Here is a 17,507-nt window from a genome sequence, read left to right on the forward strand (position 1 = left end):
GTTAGAATAAATTGAATAGTTGCAAACCCGGTACGTGAAGGGCTTCTGGTTATCATAGATAAGCAGAAGCCCTTCTTACGTCTGTCTATAGGATTGGACTAAGAAGCCTGGAAACCGATTCTTTTATACGATCAATAAGAGGCCGCGCATTATAAATTTCGGAAGTCAGCTGCCTGCTGTCTGCTGTATCCATCTCGAAAATATGTTGCAGTTTAGCAGCTGTTTGCGTATCATATACAAACGCATTCATTTCAAAATTCAATTTAAAGCTGCGAATATCAAGATTGGCCGTACCGACCGAAGCTACTTTGCCATCAATAACAAGCGTTTTGGCATGAAGGAAGCCTCTTTCGTACAAATAGCATTTGACCCCGCCCGATAGCAATTCTCCCAGATAAGAATGCGTCGCCCAATAAACGAAGAAATGATCCGGCTTGCTTGGAAGCATAATCCGAACATCCACGCCAGACAATGCAGCGATCTTTAGTGCGGTCATGAGACTTTCATCCGGTATAAAATATGGTGTTTGCATACAAATCGTTTCTTTGGCTGCATAAATCATTTTGATATAGGAGTTCTTGATTTGCTGGTATTCCGTATCGGGGCCGCTCGCTACAAGCTGCATGCCGATCTTGCCCACATCATCGCTGATTATCGGAAAATACATCTCATTGAGCAAAATCTTGCCCGAGGCCGCAAGGTTCCAGTCCATTAAGAACTGTGCTTGCATTTGCAGCACCGCGTTGCCCCGCACCTTGAGATGAGTATCCCTCCATTCGCCGAAATGCTTATCTAGCCCCAAATACTCATCGCCGATATTAAATCCGCCGATATAGCCTATTTTTCCATCAATAATAACGAGTTTTCGATGATTGCGATAATTAATTTTTAGGTTCAGATAAGGAATGCGCGAGGGGAAAAAAGCGGCTTCCTTGCCGCCCGCTTCCCTCAATGGCCGGAAGTAGCGGCTCGGTAATCTAGAGCTTCCAATATGATCGTACAGAAACTTAACTTCCACGCCTTGCGCAGCTTTCTCTGCTAATGCCTTCATCAGCCTCCTGCCCAGAACATCATCACGTACAATGTAATAGACAAGATGGATATGATGCTCGGCCGCTTCAATATCGGCGATTAATGAATCGAATTTTTCATTGCCATCCACGAATATTTCCACCGAATTATTGCTTGTATAAACCGCATAGCCTGTTTTCAAATTCATATAAATCATATCTTGATAGTCCCTGGTGGATGGATCATGAAAGATAAGCTCGCTATCGCGTACCTGCCGCATTTGCCTTTCTACCGTATGCTCAATGATTCTTTGGCTGTCACCCAGAAGCTTGTACAGCTTTCTTCTTCTGACCTTCTGGCCCAAAACCAAATAGAGAATAAATCCTATAACAGGGATAAAAAAAAGAACCATCAGCCACGCCCATGTCGTGCTGGCGTTCCGTCGCTCGAGGAAAATGACGGTAATCGCTAAAAAAATATTTAGCAGCGTAATTAGGGCATAAGCGTTTTGCATAATCGCCATTTATTTCCAGCACCTCAGTCGAATGTAAAAGTTAAACAGATCATACTCCAAGCGCTGTGTATGTTCAAGCCTGAAAATATGCTACAATTTCAAGCAGATAAGCTTTTCGCTCGATTTGGGAGACAAAAGCTTTGTTTCTATTTAATGAATAAATGCTATATAAGAAAGAAAAGGATAGTACTTATATCGTCAATATGATCCGCGGAAGTGGTACTGGAGGTACATCATGGACATAAGAAAGCTCCGACTTGATGAGAAATCGCTAGGCACCTTAAGTGATGAACGAGATGAATATGAACGTGATTATGCAAGGCTGATCCAATCTCCAGCCTTTCGTCGAATGCAAGGGAAATCGCAGGTTTTCGGCGCAGGCTCAGGCGATTACTACCGGACAAGACTCACCCATTCGCTGGAGGTGTCTCAAATTGCGCGCGAGGTTGCAAGGCGGCTGGGCAAGAAGTATAAATTTTTGGCTCGCAAGGAGCATCCCGGTCTGATTCTTGATCCTGCGGTAGTCGAAATTGCCGCGCTCGCACATGATCTGGGTCATCCGCCGTTCGGGCATAAGGGCGAAGAAGTACTTAATCATATGCTGATCGAGGAATATGGTATTCCTTATGAAGGGAATGCACAAAATTTTCGTATATTGATGTTTTTGGAGAAACGGGCTGGAAGCGGCAGCGGGCTCGATTTAACAGCAGCCGTTCTGCTTGCCGTCAACAAATATCCGTTCGGACTCGACGAGCCTGGAAGGCTTAAAGGTGTTTACGGCACAGAATGGGGCGAGATCGAGCAGCTGCGCAGGTCGTGGAAAATGCCAATCGGCTGTTCTACGCTTGAAGCGCAGCTTATGGATTTATGCGATGATATCGCGTATTCCACGCATGATATCGAGGATGGCATACGTGCTGGCAAAATTCAAATGAATCGGACCTTTTTCGAGGATAACAGACTTATTGATCATCTTGTGCAAGAAATTGTCGATGATAAAGGAAATAACGGGGTCGGATGGGATAAGGTCGATATCCCCGCAATGGTTAAGCGAGTGCTTGCTTCTTATTTGGCGCAATGGGAAGCCCTATATGTAAGCTGCGACCATGAGCCCTCTCGTACAAGGCGGGAGATGAAAGCCAGATGGGTAAGCCTATTCGCCAGTAAGGTAGGCATTATTGAGGATTCAACCAGTAATTGGAAGAAAGTAACCTTTGTTGAGGATGGTCATCAGGATATTGAGCTGCTGCGGACGATGGAAATATTGAAGAAGCTTGCCTGGGTTACGCTCATTAAGGATTTCCGAGTACAGCGGCTGCAAATGCGCAGCGAAATTATGATTCGCCGGCTTTGGGACAGCTTTAAGGTACCGGAATCTGGACGCCTCATTATTCCGCCGGATTGGATTGAAAATTATGAGCTGCATAAAAACAAATGGAGCTGGCCGCGGTTTGTAGCCGATTATATTTCTGGCATGACAGATGCCTATGCCGAGAAGGTGTATGCAGAGCTTTACGCGAGCAAGTCCGGCTCGATTTATGAGATGGATTAAGATCAAATCAACTCCAATTAAATATAAAAAATGGCGGTGCAAGATCTCATTCTTGCCCGCCGTTTTTTTATTTGTGACTTAGTCCTGATCGTGATTGAAATAAAACCTCACTCCCATGTGTATCCATCGCTGCCAAGTATAAAACGATATATCGTTTGACCATCCTAATGAGGTGGAGGTGAATTGTCAATGGCCAAAGATGTGTTATGCGAAGTGAATTCATGCAAGTACTGGGCAGCAGGAAATAACTGCGCCGCCTCTTCCATTTATGTTGTAAGCAATCGTGGGAAGCAAGCAAGCCACTCTGAAGAAACAGATTGCAAAACATTTGAAGCAAAGATCTAACGTATGGCTTCATCAATAGGCTGCAGCGCAAGCTCTGTCCATTATACAATACTTGCGCTGCTGCTATTGCTCCTTATTTCACAACCGGAACCGCACCGAAATACTCTTCAAGCGTTTCACCGCCTGCAGCAAGCTCAGCCGCGATATCTGTACCTACATAACGCAGATGCCAAGGCTCGTATTGGTAACCGGTAATAGACTCTTTCCCTTTCAAATACCGGATAATAAATCCATATTCATGTGCATGCTTCTCTAGCCACAGCGCTTCCTTCGTATCCCCGAAGCAATCCGCCGCTGCACATTTGCCATCACTTCCAGACACATCAATAGCAAGGCCTGTCTCATGCTCGCTTGTACCCGGGAATGCGCTATAAGTTAATGCTTTCTCTTCGCCGTCTCTCTTTGCATAGCGTTCAAACAAGCTCTTTTGCGTGCTGTGCGCACGATAAGCAGATACACCGGCCAACAGGACGCCGTCATCCTCTGCCGCTTTAAATAAACGCTCCAGCGCTTCAGCCGCCTCTTTGCGCATCATGCGCTTTTCTACTTTTTCCTTAAACACAAAACGCACATCGGGATAAACTAAATCCGCAGGGCTGTAATTCTCTGGCAGCTTGTTCTGTTTATTAACGAGCACCGAAATGCTCTCAGGCTGAGCGATCACAGTCCGTCCATCCTCCATCTGGCCAGCTTGTCCAGGCGCAGTCGGTTGATTGGGCTCATCTTTAGATCCATTCGCAGCGCCCGATCCTTTACCCGCATCTTCCCCATCACCAGGCACAACCGGATTTGATCCAAGCTCGCCGCTCACTTCCCCGCCGCTCTGCCCTGTGTTCGATTCACCAGCAGCTTGTTTAGGCGGTATCGTCGTCGATTCACCTTTATTTATAATGGAGTAACCAATCACCATAATCGCGCATAGTATTATAAAACCAAAAAATCTTCTTCTTCTTTTTTTCATGTGAAGCCTCCAGCTGTTATTTTTTCATCAAATTGGTGTACATATACGTGTATCAGGTCCGTTCTCTTATTCAACACTTTAATAGACTACTAAAATCATGACAATGTTTCAAATGAATCTATTCCTTTTTTCACAACAATGATTAGATAAGAAAGCTTTCATTAACCATAACCATTTCATTGGCAGAGTCATTGAGGAGTGATTTGCCTTTTGACATTCGGCCTCAATTAGGAGCATAATGGATAAGAATTTACAGTATGTTTATTATTTAATCAAAGCGGGCGGCTGAGCTTCTAAGAGACGGCCTGTTTTTGTTGTGAAAGGTAGGAGATTATATGTCTTTTCTTACGTCAAAACGATTGCTCGGCACTCGTCCCATCTTATTTTTCTCGTTCATTATGCTTCTAAAAAGCTACTTGGCCTGGATGGTCATTTTCGAGGATGGGTTTTCATGGACCACTATTTTAAAAGAAATTCCGTTTGTTCTAATTGTTTATTGTTTAATAGAATGGTTCTCGTCTAAGCGAAAGCTTACTTATTATTTAATAGCGAACCTGCTAATGACGCTAATTTTGTTCGCAGTCATTATGTATTATAAGTATTATGGGGTTATCGTTACCTATCTCGCGCTGCAGCAAGTGAATCAAGTAACAGCGGTCAAAAACAGCGTTTTCTCGCTGTTGGATCCTTATTATTTATTGATTTTCATCGATATCATCATTATGGCTGTTATTTTGTTTAGACCGAAGAGAGCTGTTAACTGGAAGAAAGCGAGCACGCGCAAAGAAAGCAAACGCTTAGTCGTTGCCCTGTTCACCATTTCCATTGCACTCTGCTTGTTTAATATTCTGCCAAACCGTGCAAGTATGAATGAAATTGTTAAGGCAGAGCAAATGGGTATACTCAATTATGAGGCTTATATGATCTTCTCAAATAAAACGATTGATTTCGTTGATCCCGACCATATTACACAAGCCAAAATTGACGAAACCAAAAAGATTGAACAGCCTGCAGCTCCTGTTCTATTCAAGACAGCGGCGGGCAAGAACGTCATTATTATTCAAATGGAATCATTTCAAAACTTTCTAGTTAATTTGAAAATAGACGGAAAAGAAATTACGCCGAATATTAATAAGCTTGTTAACGAAAACTACTATTTCAAACATTTCTATCAGCAGGTTGGGCAAGGCAATACTTCTGATGCTGAGTTCGTTGTTAATACATCGTTCTACATCCCGCCGCGCGGAGCTGCAACTATGATGTATGCGGACAAAGTGCTGCCAAGCTTGCCGAAGCTGCTCAAATCACATGGCTATGATACGACTACATTCCATACAAATGTGGTTGAGTTCTGGAATCGCGGAGAGCTTTACAAATCACTCGGCTTTGACCGATACTATGACCAGAAGTTTTTTGGCGATGAGGATACTGTATTCTTCGGAGCATCCGACGAACAGCTGTATAAGAAAACAGCGGCTGAAATGGATCGCATGAGTCAGAACGGCAAGCCATTCTACTCCCAAGTGATCTCGATGACAGCCCACCACCCATTCACGATACCATCATCTATATATAAAATGACTTTACCAGATCGTTATGAAAATTCGTTCGTTGGCGATTATATTCGCGCACAAAATTACGCCGATTATGCGCTTGGCTTGTTCATTGACGATTTGAAGGAACGCGGCATTTGGGATAACAGCTTGATACTGCTTTACGGTGATCACCTTGGTCTTCCGATCTACTCGCTAGACCGTAATGACAAAGAATTGATGGCCGAAATTTACGGCAGGGAATATGGCTATACCGATATGATTAATATCCCGCTTGTTATTGCTTCCACAGGCGTTACAGAGCCTAAAGTATTTGATCAGCTTGGCGGTCAGGTCGATATCCTGCCAACAATCGCAAATCTGCTTGGCTTCTCCTTAGACAATCAGATTCACTTTGGCCAGGATTTGTTAAACCAATCGTATAATATGCTGCCGGAGCGTTACTATTTGCCAACAGGCTCATTCCTAAGCAGCAAGGAGCTGTTCATGTCCGGAAGTGGATTTGAGGATGGCAAGCACTATTCATTAGCTGGCGACGGTTCACAGGAGCAGGAAGCGACAGAGGATGAGTTCCAACGCGCACTGGAGCTTCTCAACTTATCTGACAGCTATGTAAGCCAGCTTCCAAGCTGGAAGAAGAAATAATAATAACGCTTGATAAGTGAATGCCCCGTTCAGCAGTCTACACTGCATGAACGGGGCATTTTCATGTAAAGCTTGTAAACGAAAAAAAGGGCTGCCCTCGGGCAATAGCCGTCCGGACAACCTCTATTTCCTTCTTTAAATGCTTTTTACCGCTTCAAGCACTTCCCTCACGTGACCGTCAACGCTAACGCTTCGCCATTCCTTCACAAGCGTGCCCTTCTCATCGATTAGAAATGTGGAGCGCGCAATGCCCATAAATTCCTTGTCATTCCACGTCTGCAGCTTCCATACACCAAATAGCTGGGATACGGAATGATTGGTATCTGACAGCAGCAGGAACGGAAGCTGATGCATATTCACGAATTGCTCATGCGAGGATAAATCGTCCGGGCTAATACCGATAACCTCCGCATTATTGGCAGCAAACTCACCATTGAAATCACGGAAATCACAAGATTCTGTTGTACAGCCTGGTGTCATATCCTTAGGATAAAAATAAATAACGAGCTTCTTTCCTGCATAGTCGGATAGTTCAACTTCCTTGCCGTTCGATGCTTGCAGCTTAAAATTTGGTACTTTGTCCCCTGCTTGCAATTGTGCTTGTCCCATCGCTCATGCTCCTCTTCTTTATTTTAATGTCCCATTACCATTCTATACCTCATTGCGCTCATAATACAAAGTTGTGCCGTTCATGAACGCCTCAACTTGCTCTTTCTGGTCATATATTCCGTATGCAAGCATGAGCTTAGTAACAGCTGCTTCCATGGACATATTCTCAATAACAGTTGCTCCCGCTTCAATTAGGCGCAGCGAGGAGGAATATAAGGCATCTGTGCGATCTTTGATGGGACAAATGTAGAAATCAATCCCCTGCGCAAGACAGCGCGACATAAATGCCAGAAGGGAGTAAGGCCCCTCTTCAATCGCACACGCCGTACCCGAGTGATGCAAGTCATGCAGGACAGCCTTTGGCTTCTGATTCGAGAAATCATAATACGTATAATTTAATCCCGGAAAAGGTTTTATATATACAATGCTGGTATCAATGGCAAGCGTATGCGGCTCCCATGTAAATAGAGCTTCACGCTGCTGCATTAGCTGTTTCGGTTCTGGGCTGCGAACGGAAGCATGCCATTCGAAGTTCCGTTCCACTATTCTTCCAAAGGGTTCATCATAAGGGCTGCCGAACTGATCCGTGAACGATACGGCCTGTGTAATTCTCGTTCCTAAATAAACGAGCGGTTCTCCTTGATCATTCTCGTACACAACGAAAACGCCAGGCAAGCCCGCATCAGCAATATAATGAACAGCGTTCGCGAAATTTCGGCTGCCGTTGCTTCGCCCATCGCTAAGCGGATAATTGCTCGCTGTTAATACAATAGGTAAGCTTGTATCAGCGAACAAGTAACTAAACATGGCAGCGCTGTACGCCAAAGTATCTGAGCCATGCGTGATGATAACACCATGGTATGCGGACATATCGATGCCGCGAATAGCAGCAGCAAGCGTCAGCCAATCACTTGGACATATATTCTCGCTGAGCATATTGAGAGGCTGTATGGCATCCAGCATAACATCCTCCCTATAATGAGAGCTGTTCATAAAGCCCTCAATCAAGGCATAGGAGCCCGATTGATTCACATCAATCCCAGCACCTTGCTGCTTGCTTCCGATCGTACCTCCGGTAAACACGACTAGCAGGTTTTTCATTTCCCCGTCTCCTAACCTTCTGCTTATTATTCCTCTAAGTTGTTTGCCCATTGTTTGCGCTCTTAACAGCTTGCCCTCGCCTTATTCATTAATGCGGGCTAGCCATAGGCTTTATTGTTGTTTCTGCTCTATCCAGAAGTCATCTAATTGCTTCAGAAGCTCTTGATCAGTCATTTCGTCTTTTATATAATTCTGGCTTCGATTAGCAGCTAATTCTAAAAACTTGCTGTAATTCACATATTGGTTTGGCTGCTTGACTACTTTGAAGCGGTCAGTATTATTTGCCATTAGCGTATAAGGTGCATAGGGCCCAGTCGTATTGAAATCATCATCCAGCTCATGATTATAAATTGAAATAGCTCCTGTCATCTTGTTGAAGGACTCATTATTCTCCCTCGACGATAGGAAGGAAATAAATGACCAAGCCTCATCCCGATGCTTCGACTGGAGGGCGATTCCCCATCCGGCAGAGCCTATAAACGAATGGGATATGCCATCTGGTCCGCTGGGCAAGGGCGCCGTCGCCCACGTACCTTCCTTAAGCTTCACCGTAAGCTGTTCGATTACATCAGAATCTTGAATCAGCATAGCTGTCTGCCCGCTTGTGAACGCTTTAACTTGGTCATTAAAGCCCCATTCAAGAGATTTGGGAGGAGAAATTTCCGTTTGGATTTTGCGATACAGGTTCACGGCCTCAACGGCATGCGGATCGGAAAAGATCGTCGTCCCGTCTAGACGGAACATGGAATCACGCGGATTGACGTTTATGCCATTATAGTCCTGGATGATTCGGGAAAGTGCGATAGCAGCGCCCTTATCTCCGCGAAACGAATAGCCGTATTGGCCTAATTCCGGCTTGGTAAGCTGTTTGCCGACAAAATATAGTTCCTCCCACGTTTCCGGCACTTGGAGCGCCTTCGCGTCAAACCAATCCTTGCGATAGTATAATTGCGATTGATAGAGACTGCTGGGAACATAATACGCAGCATCCATATCTCTAGCCATTAGCTTAGCGTTATCGCTTAACTGATTATAAAACTCCCACCAGGACAGAAAGGGATCAAGGCTTAGAATTAATCCGCGAGAAGCATAGTTATGAACCGTAATATCCCTGACCTCCACAATATCAATCTCTTGCTCAGACTCCAGCATAGTCAATATCGTATCATCAGCCCTATCGTACTCTGGTGTTATTAGTTTTACTCGTATATGAGTATGCTCAGACTCAAATTGCTTGATGAGCAGACGAAGATATTCTGTTCGTTTCGGATTCGATAAGCTTTGGACCACCTTTAAGGTTACCGTTTCTGATTCGGAAGGCGGCTGAGTCTCACTGGTTATTGTATTATGATTCATGCAACCGCTTATGATCATGGTCAACATCAGCAAGATTGAATAAGCAGCTACACCCAATATATTGAGCCTCATAATCTTCCTCCCAGCCTTTAAAGATTGTACTACTTTTATATCGGTTTCAAACACTCCCATCGATACTATTTTTGTATGACATTTTTAAATATACGCTTATTCGGCAGGTCTTACTGCAAGTCCGAAATGCTGTATTTTCTCTAGGTTTAGTTTACTATGTGAAATCATATATGTCTAAGATCAGGTATGGATGAAGCCCAATCATTTTTTGCAGCTAACCACCTGACGAACCGTCTCATCAATAAGCCCTTCATGTACAGTCGGATTGTAATTGAGGCGGCCATTGTAGAAAATAAATAAACAGGTTCTTTGCTCATCCGTTTGCAGCATGCTGCTCCAGCTTTCTTCCAGTTCCTCGCAATAAGCACGAGACGTTCCGGACGGCACCAGAAATAAGACGCTGCCGCAGCCGAATTCAGCGATATCACGCAGTGAATTCGTTTGAAATATCCCGATTTGCTGAACGGAATGAGGCGGTTGCATCTGTAAATCATCGTAGAAGAAATCATTCATTTTGCGGCAGCGCGGGCCGAACATGCGGAAGACGGATGAGCCGGCATGTACGAGCAGAATTGGCTTATCACTCAGGCTGCTTGTCAACTGTATCCGAGCGTTCTGAACCTTGCTTTCATAATAGGACAGCCAGCGCTGCGCTACCATAGATAAGCCAACTGCTTCGCTGATTGCGATTAGGCGTTCTTTCCACGAGAAGCCTTTCCAGTTGAGCACGAGAACAGGCGCTATCGAGGAGCAGGCTGCATACATGTCTTCATCCAAAGGCCCCGCTAAGATAAGCTCCGGCTCCGCTTCGCGCAGTTGTTGAATCACCTTTTTTTGTTCTAAGCCATTTACTTTTCTAAAGGATAAGCAAGGCGTCATACCAATGGCGGATAAATCTCCCGCGAACACGGAAACCAGTGTTGCCACTCTCTTTCTGGCAAGCTGTGCATATTCAGTAGGTGCAAGTCCCATTTGTTTCTTGAACAGTCTGCTGAAATAATACTCATCCGGATAGCCGACCGAATGTGCGATTTCGACAATCGACGAGGGTGTTCCTGAGAGCAGCCGCATTGACGCGTCCAGTCTTAGCTTAGTTAAGTATTTAAGCGGACTAATCCCTATGTAGCTGCGAAACGCCTGATAGAATCGACTTGCACTCATACCCGATGAACGAGCTAGCTCCTCCATATCCATCGGGGAATTGAATTCTTCAATCATGTATTGCTTTATCCATTCGATACACCCAATCAGCCCTGCCTCTGTTTCCCGCGGCTGCTGCATCACAGTAAGGAGAACGGCTGCCATTGCATAGAGCTGGGACTGCAGCTGATAATACATTCCGATATCATGTGAACTGTTATCGCTTTGGAAATCCTTAACCCAGCTTCTTGCTTGCGGCATTCGAAACAGCTTAATGCCTGCTGCATCCTTGTATGGAAGGCTCTGCTTTGCTGCCTCTGCTTTTTTACCCGATGCTCTCGTCTCATATCGAAAGCGTATAAGAACGACCTCAGCCTGCTGAATATCGGCATTATATAAAGTACACATACATTCAGGAGGAATAAGAAACAGCTCATCCGAGTCTGCTGTATTAGCAGCACTCACCTCGTCCTCTTCTATTGTAACTTTTACTTTCTGCTGTAATACAAAAGCAAAGCAGTACTCATATCGATTCAGCAGTTGAAGCTGCTGCCCTCCTGCAAGCTTAACCTCTTCAGTCCCTGTATAGGACAATTCCATGCGATGGATCTGATTCGGCTGGTGCGGCATATCCGCTCACATCCCTCATGAACAATATAATATTTATTAAAGTGTAAATAATAATAATAATCATTGTCAATGCTGTAACGGAAGCAAGCTTCTTCCATTGTGTCATTGTTAGGGTGACCAAACAGCCAGACATATATCTAAATAAATAGATTGACGAGAATACGATATATCGTTTACTTTAATATTACGATATATCGTATTATGAAATTAGGGGTGATTATACATGACAGATAGACAACAATACACACCGTCAGAGCAGCCTGCGAGCGGTGATGAAACCAACGCAGCAGATGAGCGACGCAGCTGCGGCAAACGATATTTTGGCAGAGGCGGCGTGAAGTTTGCCCTTCTGAAGCTGCTCGATGCCGAGCCGATGCACGGCTATCAGATGATGAAAGCCTTAGAGGAGCAATCCGGCGGGCTGTATGTGCCGAGCGCTGGTACAATCTATCCTACACTTCAAATGCTTGAAGAGCGCGGCTTCGTATCCATACAAGAGGAAAGCGGCAAGAAGATCTATCAGATAACCGAGCAGGGCCGATCTGCATTATTGCTGCTGCCCGACAAATCAATAAGCAATAGAGCCGGTGAAGGCGGATATTCTCCTGAGGCCGAATCATTCCGATTCGAGAAAATGCGCCGCAAGCTAGGATTGTCCAATGAATCATTCGAGCTGCTGCGGTTGGTGGCAAGAGCTGAGCGGGAGACTTCAGCTAGTCAGGAAAGAAAGTCGAAGCTGCAGCAGCTGTTAAAGGATCAACAGCAGCAAATCGATCATTTCCTAACCGAGAATGAGTCCAAAGGCGAGGCTGAATAATGTCTGCCTCTACCCCGGGCATACCCGGCAAACGGCCGTTTCAATCTCCCGCGGCACGCCCCGAGCCCGGCAGCATATGGGCTATGTACAAAAGAATGTTTTTTCATGTACGCTCCCACTGGCTGCTGCTTACCGCTGCCTTCTTCTGTATTGTCTCGGTCTCTCTGCTGGAATTCGCCGTTCCACAGCTGACGCAATATACCATTGATGATATTATTCCTCATAAGCGCTATAACGATTTAATTTGGATAGGCGCGGGCGTGCTTGGTGCCGCTATTCTGCTCGGTCTCTTTAATTTCTTCAGCAGTTTATTGATGGCATCGGTTGGTCAGCGTGCCGTATATGACATACGAAATGAGCTGTATGGGCATATACAGAAGCTCGACATCGGGTTTTTCGACCGCAACCGAACCGGCGACCTTATGTCGCGTGTAACGAATGATGTTAATATGCTTCAGCAGCTTGTTTCCAATGGGATGATGTCACTCATTACTGATTGGTTTACGTTCATCTTTGTTGCTTCCTATATGCTCTGGATCAATTGGCAGTTGACGCTGGTCGTGCTTATTACCTTCCCGCTCATGATCGGTACGACCCATTTCTTTAGCAAACGGATGCGTGCCGCCTTCAGGAAAGTACAGGAGACCGTAGCCGAAGTAAGCAATCATTTGCAAGATACGCTCTCATCCATTCGTTTAATTAAATCTTTCTCCAATGAAGAATATGAGTCCGAACGGTTCGCGGTACGCAGCAGCAGCAATATGACCGCCAACCTTAACGCTGTCAAAACCCGCTCCCTGTTCGAGCCCTTTATTGATTTGCTGCTGCTCGTCGGTTTAGCTGCTGTTCTCATTGTTGGCGCGAAGCAAACGATGGACGGCACGATGACTTTAGGCACAATCGTCGCGTTTATGGCTTACTTGCGTCTTTTGCAAAATCCGATTCGCCGCTTTAGCCGTACGATTAATACAATCCAGCAATCAGCTGCGGCGTATGAGAGAATTGTCGGCATTCTAAACACGAAGCCCGAGGTAACCGATGCTCTGGATGCAGTTGCGCTGACGGATGTTCAAGGCGAAGTCGAATTTAAGAACGTCAGCTTTGCCTACCATAACGAAGTGCCGGTGCTGCAGCAGTTCAATTTCAAAATCGAGGCTGGCAAAATTACCGCTATCGTTGGATCATCTGGCGCAGGCAAATCGACGATTACTCATTTGATGACTCGATTCTATGATCCGCAGGAGGGTGTCGTCACGATGGACGGCAAGCCGCTCACTCGCATAAAGGTCAAATCACTGCGTGAGCATATGGGTATCGTCTCGCAGGATATCGTTCTGCTTAATGGTACGATTCGGGAAAACATTGTATACGGCAGGCCCGATGCATCGGATGAGGAAGTAGAAGCAGCGTCCAGAGCGGCAAGCGCCCACGATTTTATTCAATCATTCCCGCAAGGCTATGATTCTCAAATCGGTGAACGAGGCGTTAAGCTGTCCGGCGGACAAAAGCAGCGTATTTCCATTGCAAGAGCTATTCTGAAAAACCCGCGGCTTATTATTTTGGATGAAGCGACCTCCTCACTCGATACCGAATCGGAGAAGTCCATTCAGGACGCGCTAACCAATCTGCTGGAAGGACGTACCTGCCTCGTCATTGCACATCGTCTATCCACGATCCAGAAGGCCGACCATATTTATGTGCTGGATAAGGGAGAGATTATAGAGTCAGGCACGCATGACTCGCTGCTTGCCCAGCAAGGAAGATACAGCTATCTTTATGAGCTCCAATTCCCCCAGAAAGTCGAGCCAGCGCAAACGGAAAATGTTGAGCCCGCGGGGCATAGAAGCAGACGGCGTTACTAAAAAACGAACTACTCTTGGTCAATTAATAAGCTCAGCCTCTTACCATACAAAAGAAAGGGATTACCCATTAGGGCCGCTTCTTCCGGCCTGGGGTAATCCCTTTCTTCATCATAAATCGTTAAATCGTTGTTTCATGCGAAGCCTGTGTCCGGTGCCCTCCGTGTGGAAGATCGGAGGAAATGCCATCTTTAGCAGCATCCTGCTTGCGTCCCATGAACGGCCACCAGTTAGCCGGTCCGAATGTACGAACCATGACTGGAATAAACAATGGAAGCATCAGCATCGCATAGATGAATAAGCCGCATAATACGATCGTTGCTATCTGCAGAAGTGACATAACCCCTGACGGCAGCATTGCAGCGAATGTGCCTCCAAGAATAACGGCTGCCGACATAATAACCGTACCCATATTTCGCATCGCTTCCAGAATCGCTTCTTGAGGTGACAGGTGGCGATATTCTTTAAATCGATCCATCAAGAAGATACTATAATCAATGCCGAGGGCAACAAGCATAACGAAGCCGAAGAACGGTACCGCCCAGCTGATGCCGGAATGTCCAAGCAACCGTACGAAAATCACTTCTGCAATCGCCATCGAGGTGTAGAAAGTTACAAGCAGCGATGCGACCAAGTATAAAGGCATCACGATCGAACGGAACAAAATAATAAGAATGATCGAAATTCCAATCAGCATCAGAACGACCGTACGAGAATAATCGGCATTCGAAATGTTGCTAAGGTCATTATTCATGCTCGTTACTCCGCCGACAGCTGCTTGCGCTCCGCTGTAATCTGTATCTTGAACGGCACGCTTCACAGCTGCCTCCAGTTCATCAACTTGATCCATCATTTCCTTTGAATATGGATTCCCACTGAATACGACATCAAACTTCGCCGTTTGACGGTCAGGCGACATATAAACGTCAAGTGCAGCTTGGAACTCTTTGTTCGCAATAGCTTCCTCTGGGATATACCAGCCCGTCATCTGCTTATTCGGCGAATCAGCCAAGCCGTTTAAATAACCGCCAGCTGAGGCCAAGCCATCCGTTACTTTATTTAAGCCATCCACGCTTTGATCCAGGCCGCTAGTAAGCTCTCCCAGCTGATCATTTAATGACGCGAAGCCCGATTGCAGCTGCTTCTGGCCGTCGCTCAACTCGTTAAAGCCTTGCGTTACGCCAGGCAGCTTCGATACAATTTGTCCTTGCCCCGCAGCAGCCTCTGCAATTCCAGCTTGCAGCTGTGAGATTCCAACTGCCAGCTTGCCTAGACCCGCTGCCAGTGACGTCTGCCCATCTGTTGCTTGCAGAAGTCCCGCATTTGCTTGGGTCATGCCTGCAGAAATACCCGAAAGCTTCTCATTAAGCGCCGTCAATTGCCCATTGATTCCAGCTGCACCTTGCTGCAGCTGGGAAAGCGTGCCTAGCGCTTTCTGGAAAGCTTCGTCAGTTTGCAGATCGGGGTACGTTTCCTGCAGCCCGCTCAAGCCTTGCTCCACGCCAGTCAATTCTTCTGCCAGCTTAGCTTGCTCTGATGCAATTGCTGTGTAAGCACCTGTCAATTGACCGAGTCCGCCGCCAAGCTGGCCATAGCTGTTCAACAGCTGCTTGCTTGCTGCAGCAAGCTGCTCCGCGCTCGCTTGTGCTTGCTTCAGTCCATCGCTCAATTCACCAGCGCCAGCTGATCCGTCGAGCAAGCCCTTTTGAATTTGCTTCAGTCCATCGCCTAGCTTCACAATACCTGCTTTCAGCTCATTTGTTCCTGCGACGAGTCGACCAGCCCCATCAACCGCTTCATTCAGCTTTGGTGCATTTTCACTCAGCGCGCTGCTCGCCTCTGAGAGTCCGCTTCCGATTTTCCCTAATCCTTCACCGCTTTGGCCAAGTCCGCTTTCCAATGTGACAACTTGATCAGACACGAGAAACTGGTCCATAACTTCACCGGTCGGCCTTGTTGCACTTCGAACAACTTTCACACCTTCCGTCTTCGCCAGCTCGCGGCTAATTTGCTCTAACGCAGCTAGCCCTTCAGGTGTATCGAACGGCTTATCGGCTTTAACAACGACCGATGTCGGCAGCGAATCGCCAGGTCCGAAGTTATCTGAAATAATATTAAACGCTTTAACTGAATTGTATTTATCCCCGATCTCATCGAGCGAGTTAAAGGAGATTGAACCTTTGTAAGCCGTTAAGAAAGGAACGATGATGACAGCCAAAATAACAAGCGCCCATATAGGACGTTTCAATGAGAATATGCCAACCGCACCCCATAGCTTACTAGGCTTATGCTCCAGCGAGCCCTTTGCCGGCCAGAAAAGTTTCGGTCCGAGAACGGCCATAAAAAACGGCACAACCGTAAACAATGCGATCAGCAGCACTGCCACCCCGACTGCCACTGCCACCGCCGAACGGTACAATACGAAAGTCGAGAAGCCAATGGAAGCAAAGCCGACAAGCACCGCAAGCCCGGAGAAAAGCACCGTTTTGCCCGCTGTACGGTACGTATGAATAATCGCTTCTGTCTTATCGCCGCGATGCGCTAATTCTTCCTTAAAGCGGCTGATGAGCAATATGCAATAATCCGTCCCGATACCAAACAGAACCGCAACGAGAAAGATCTGCGTAAAGTTCGAGAGGGGAAAGTCGAAATAATGGACCAAATACGCTACGATCGATTGCGATACCAAATAAGTAAAGCCAACCGTAATCAGCGGCACCAACGGCGCAACCGCCGAACGGAATACGACAAACAAAATGACTAAAATAAATCCAAGCGTGATGAATTCCGTCTTCTTAAGCCCTTCCTGCGAGCTTTGCACAACATCCTCGGAAATTAGCCAGTTACCGGTGTAATAGTGATCCACTTTCACATCGGAAATCGCATCATACAATCCTTCCCGAAGCTCGGAAAACTCACGTTCGCCTGCTTCGACTTTAACAAGCGTAAGAATGGTGCTTCCATCCTTGGATACCATTTGCTCCTTTAATTCCTCTGTATCGAAATGACTCGTAACGGAGAGGACGCCAATGGCCTTCCCTTCATTCTTCAGCTTATCTAAACCGCTCTTCACATTCGCTAAATCGGCGTCAGACAAACCTCCTTCTTTATGAAATACAAGCACAGTCGACATACCTCTGCTCGATTCAGGTCCATCATTGCCGCCGATTGCTTTCTCCAAATCACTTGCAATGGTCGAGGAATAACCATCCGGAACCATAACTTGCCCCTTTGTACGAACAAGCTCCTCCATGTTCGGTGCGCTTAGCATCAATCCAACCGCAGCAACGAGCCACAGCGCCAGCACCAACCATCTAAACTTCAGTACGTTTCTCATCTTCG

The 17,507-nt window shown here is 46.2% G+C and carries 12 protein-coding genes; 5 read left to right on the forward strand and 7 right to left on the reverse strand.

What is annotated here, in order from left to right; all coding sequences use genetic code 11:
* Positions 1 to 85: 85 nt before the first annotated feature.
* Positions 86 to 1,534: a cardiolipin synthase gene (cls, locus tag CEF13_RS27075; protein WP_102715696.1), complete on the reverse strand. Its 1,449-nt coding sequence runs from the start codon at positions 1,532 to 1,534 to the stop codon at positions 86 to 88.
* A 226-nt stretch (positions 1,535 to 1,760) separates the two neighbouring features.
* On the opposite strand from cls, the gene CEF13_RS27080 reads away from it, so the two are divergent.
* A complete protein-coding gene (locus CEF13_RS27080; RefSeq protein ID WP_102715698.1) occupies positions 1,761 to 3,077 on the forward strand; it encodes a deoxyguanosinetriphosphate triphosphohydrolase family protein in 1,317 nt (438 codons plus the stop codon).
* A gap of 189 nt (positions 3,078 to 3,266) precedes the next feature.
* Positions 3,267 to 3,422 carry a DUF1540 domain-containing protein gene (locus CEF13_RS27085; RefSeq protein ID WP_102715700.1) on the forward strand — a complete coding sequence of 52 codons (156 nt, stop codon included), beginning with the start codon at positions 3,267 to 3,269 and terminating at the stop codon, positions 3,420 to 3,422.
* Between the two features lie 73 nt (positions 3,423 to 3,495).
* Here CEF13_RS27085 and CEF13_RS27090 read toward each other — a convergent pair whose 3' ends face one another.
* A complete protein-coding gene (locus CEF13_RS27090) occupies positions 3,496 to 4,383 on the reverse strand; it encodes a M15 family metallopeptidase (RefSeq protein ID WP_243864822.1) in 888 nt (295 codons plus the stop codon).
* Between the two features lie 335 nt (positions 4,384 to 4,718).
* Between CEF13_RS27090 and CEF13_RS27095 the strand changes: the two genes are divergently transcribed.
* Positions 4,719 to 6,581, forward strand: a complete 1,863-nt coding sequence (locus CEF13_RS27095; RefSeq protein ID WP_102715702.1) for an LTA synthase family protein — start codon at positions 4,719 to 4,721, stop codon at positions 6,579 to 6,581.
* Between the two features lie 135 nt (positions 6,582 to 6,716).
* Here CEF13_RS27095 and bcp read toward each other — a convergent pair whose 3' ends face one another.
* The 4 genes from bcp to CEF13_RS27115 form a co-directional block, all read right to left on the reverse strand.
* Positions 6,717 to 7,190 (reverse strand): thioredoxin-dependent thiol peroxidase, encoded by a 474-nt coding sequence (gene bcp, locus CEF13_RS27100; protein ID WP_102715704.1) that lies wholly within the window; start codon positions 7,188 to 7,190, stop codon positions 6,717 to 6,719.
* A 42-nt stretch (positions 7,191 to 7,232) separates the two neighbouring features.
* Complete coding sequence (locus CEF13_RS27105) at positions 7,233 to 8,291, reverse strand: asparaginase (protein ID WP_166742935.1); 1,059 nt, start codon at positions 8,289 to 8,291, stop codon at positions 7,233 to 7,235.
* 111 nt (positions 8,292 to 8,402) lie between these two features.
* Entirely contained in the window at positions 8,403 to 9,719 is a 1,317-nt protein-coding gene (locus CEF13_RS27110) for an ABC transporter substrate-binding protein (protein WP_166742936.1), read from the reverse strand.
* Between the two features lie 201 nt (positions 9,720 to 9,920).
* Entirely contained in the window at positions 9,921 to 11,489 is a 1,569-nt protein-coding gene (locus tag CEF13_RS27115) for a helix-turn-helix domain-containing protein (protein WP_102715710.1), read from the reverse strand.
* Between the two features lie 223 nt (positions 11,490 to 11,712).
* Between CEF13_RS27115 and CEF13_RS27120 the strand changes: the two genes are divergently transcribed.
* Both CEF13_RS27120 and CEF13_RS27125 read left to right on the forward strand, forming a co-directional pair.
* Positions 11,713 to 12,306 carry a PadR family transcriptional regulator gene (locus tag CEF13_RS27120; RefSeq protein ID WP_102715712.1) on the forward strand — a complete coding sequence of 198 codons (594 nt, stop codon included), beginning with the start codon at positions 11,713 to 11,715 and terminating at the stop codon, positions 12,304 to 12,306.
* The gene (locus CEF13_RS27125; protein WP_102715714.1) at positions 12,306 to 14,168 is read left to right on the forward strand and encodes an ABC transporter ATP-binding protein; all 1,863 of its coding nucleotides are present in this window, start codon (positions 12,306 to 12,308) and stop codon (positions 14,166 to 14,168) included. Before CEF13_RS27120 ends, CEF13_RS27125 begins: the two co-directional genes overlap by 1 nt.
* Before the next feature lie 118 nt (positions 14,169 to 14,286).
* On the opposite strand, the gene CEF13_RS27130 is transcribed toward CEF13_RS27125, so the two are convergent.
* Positions 14,287 to 17,502 (reverse strand): efflux RND transporter permease subunit, encoded by a 3,216-nt coding sequence (locus CEF13_RS27130; RefSeq protein WP_102715716.1) that lies wholly within the window; start codon positions 17,500 to 17,502, stop codon positions 14,287 to 14,289.
* Positions 17,503 to 17,507: the final 5 nt, after the last annotated feature.

This window comes from Paenibacillus castaneae, assembly GCF_002884445.1.
In the GTDB taxonomy this organism is placed as follows: Bacteria; Bacillota; Bacilli; order Paenibacillales; family Paenibacillaceae; genus Pristimantibacillus; species Pristimantibacillus castaneae.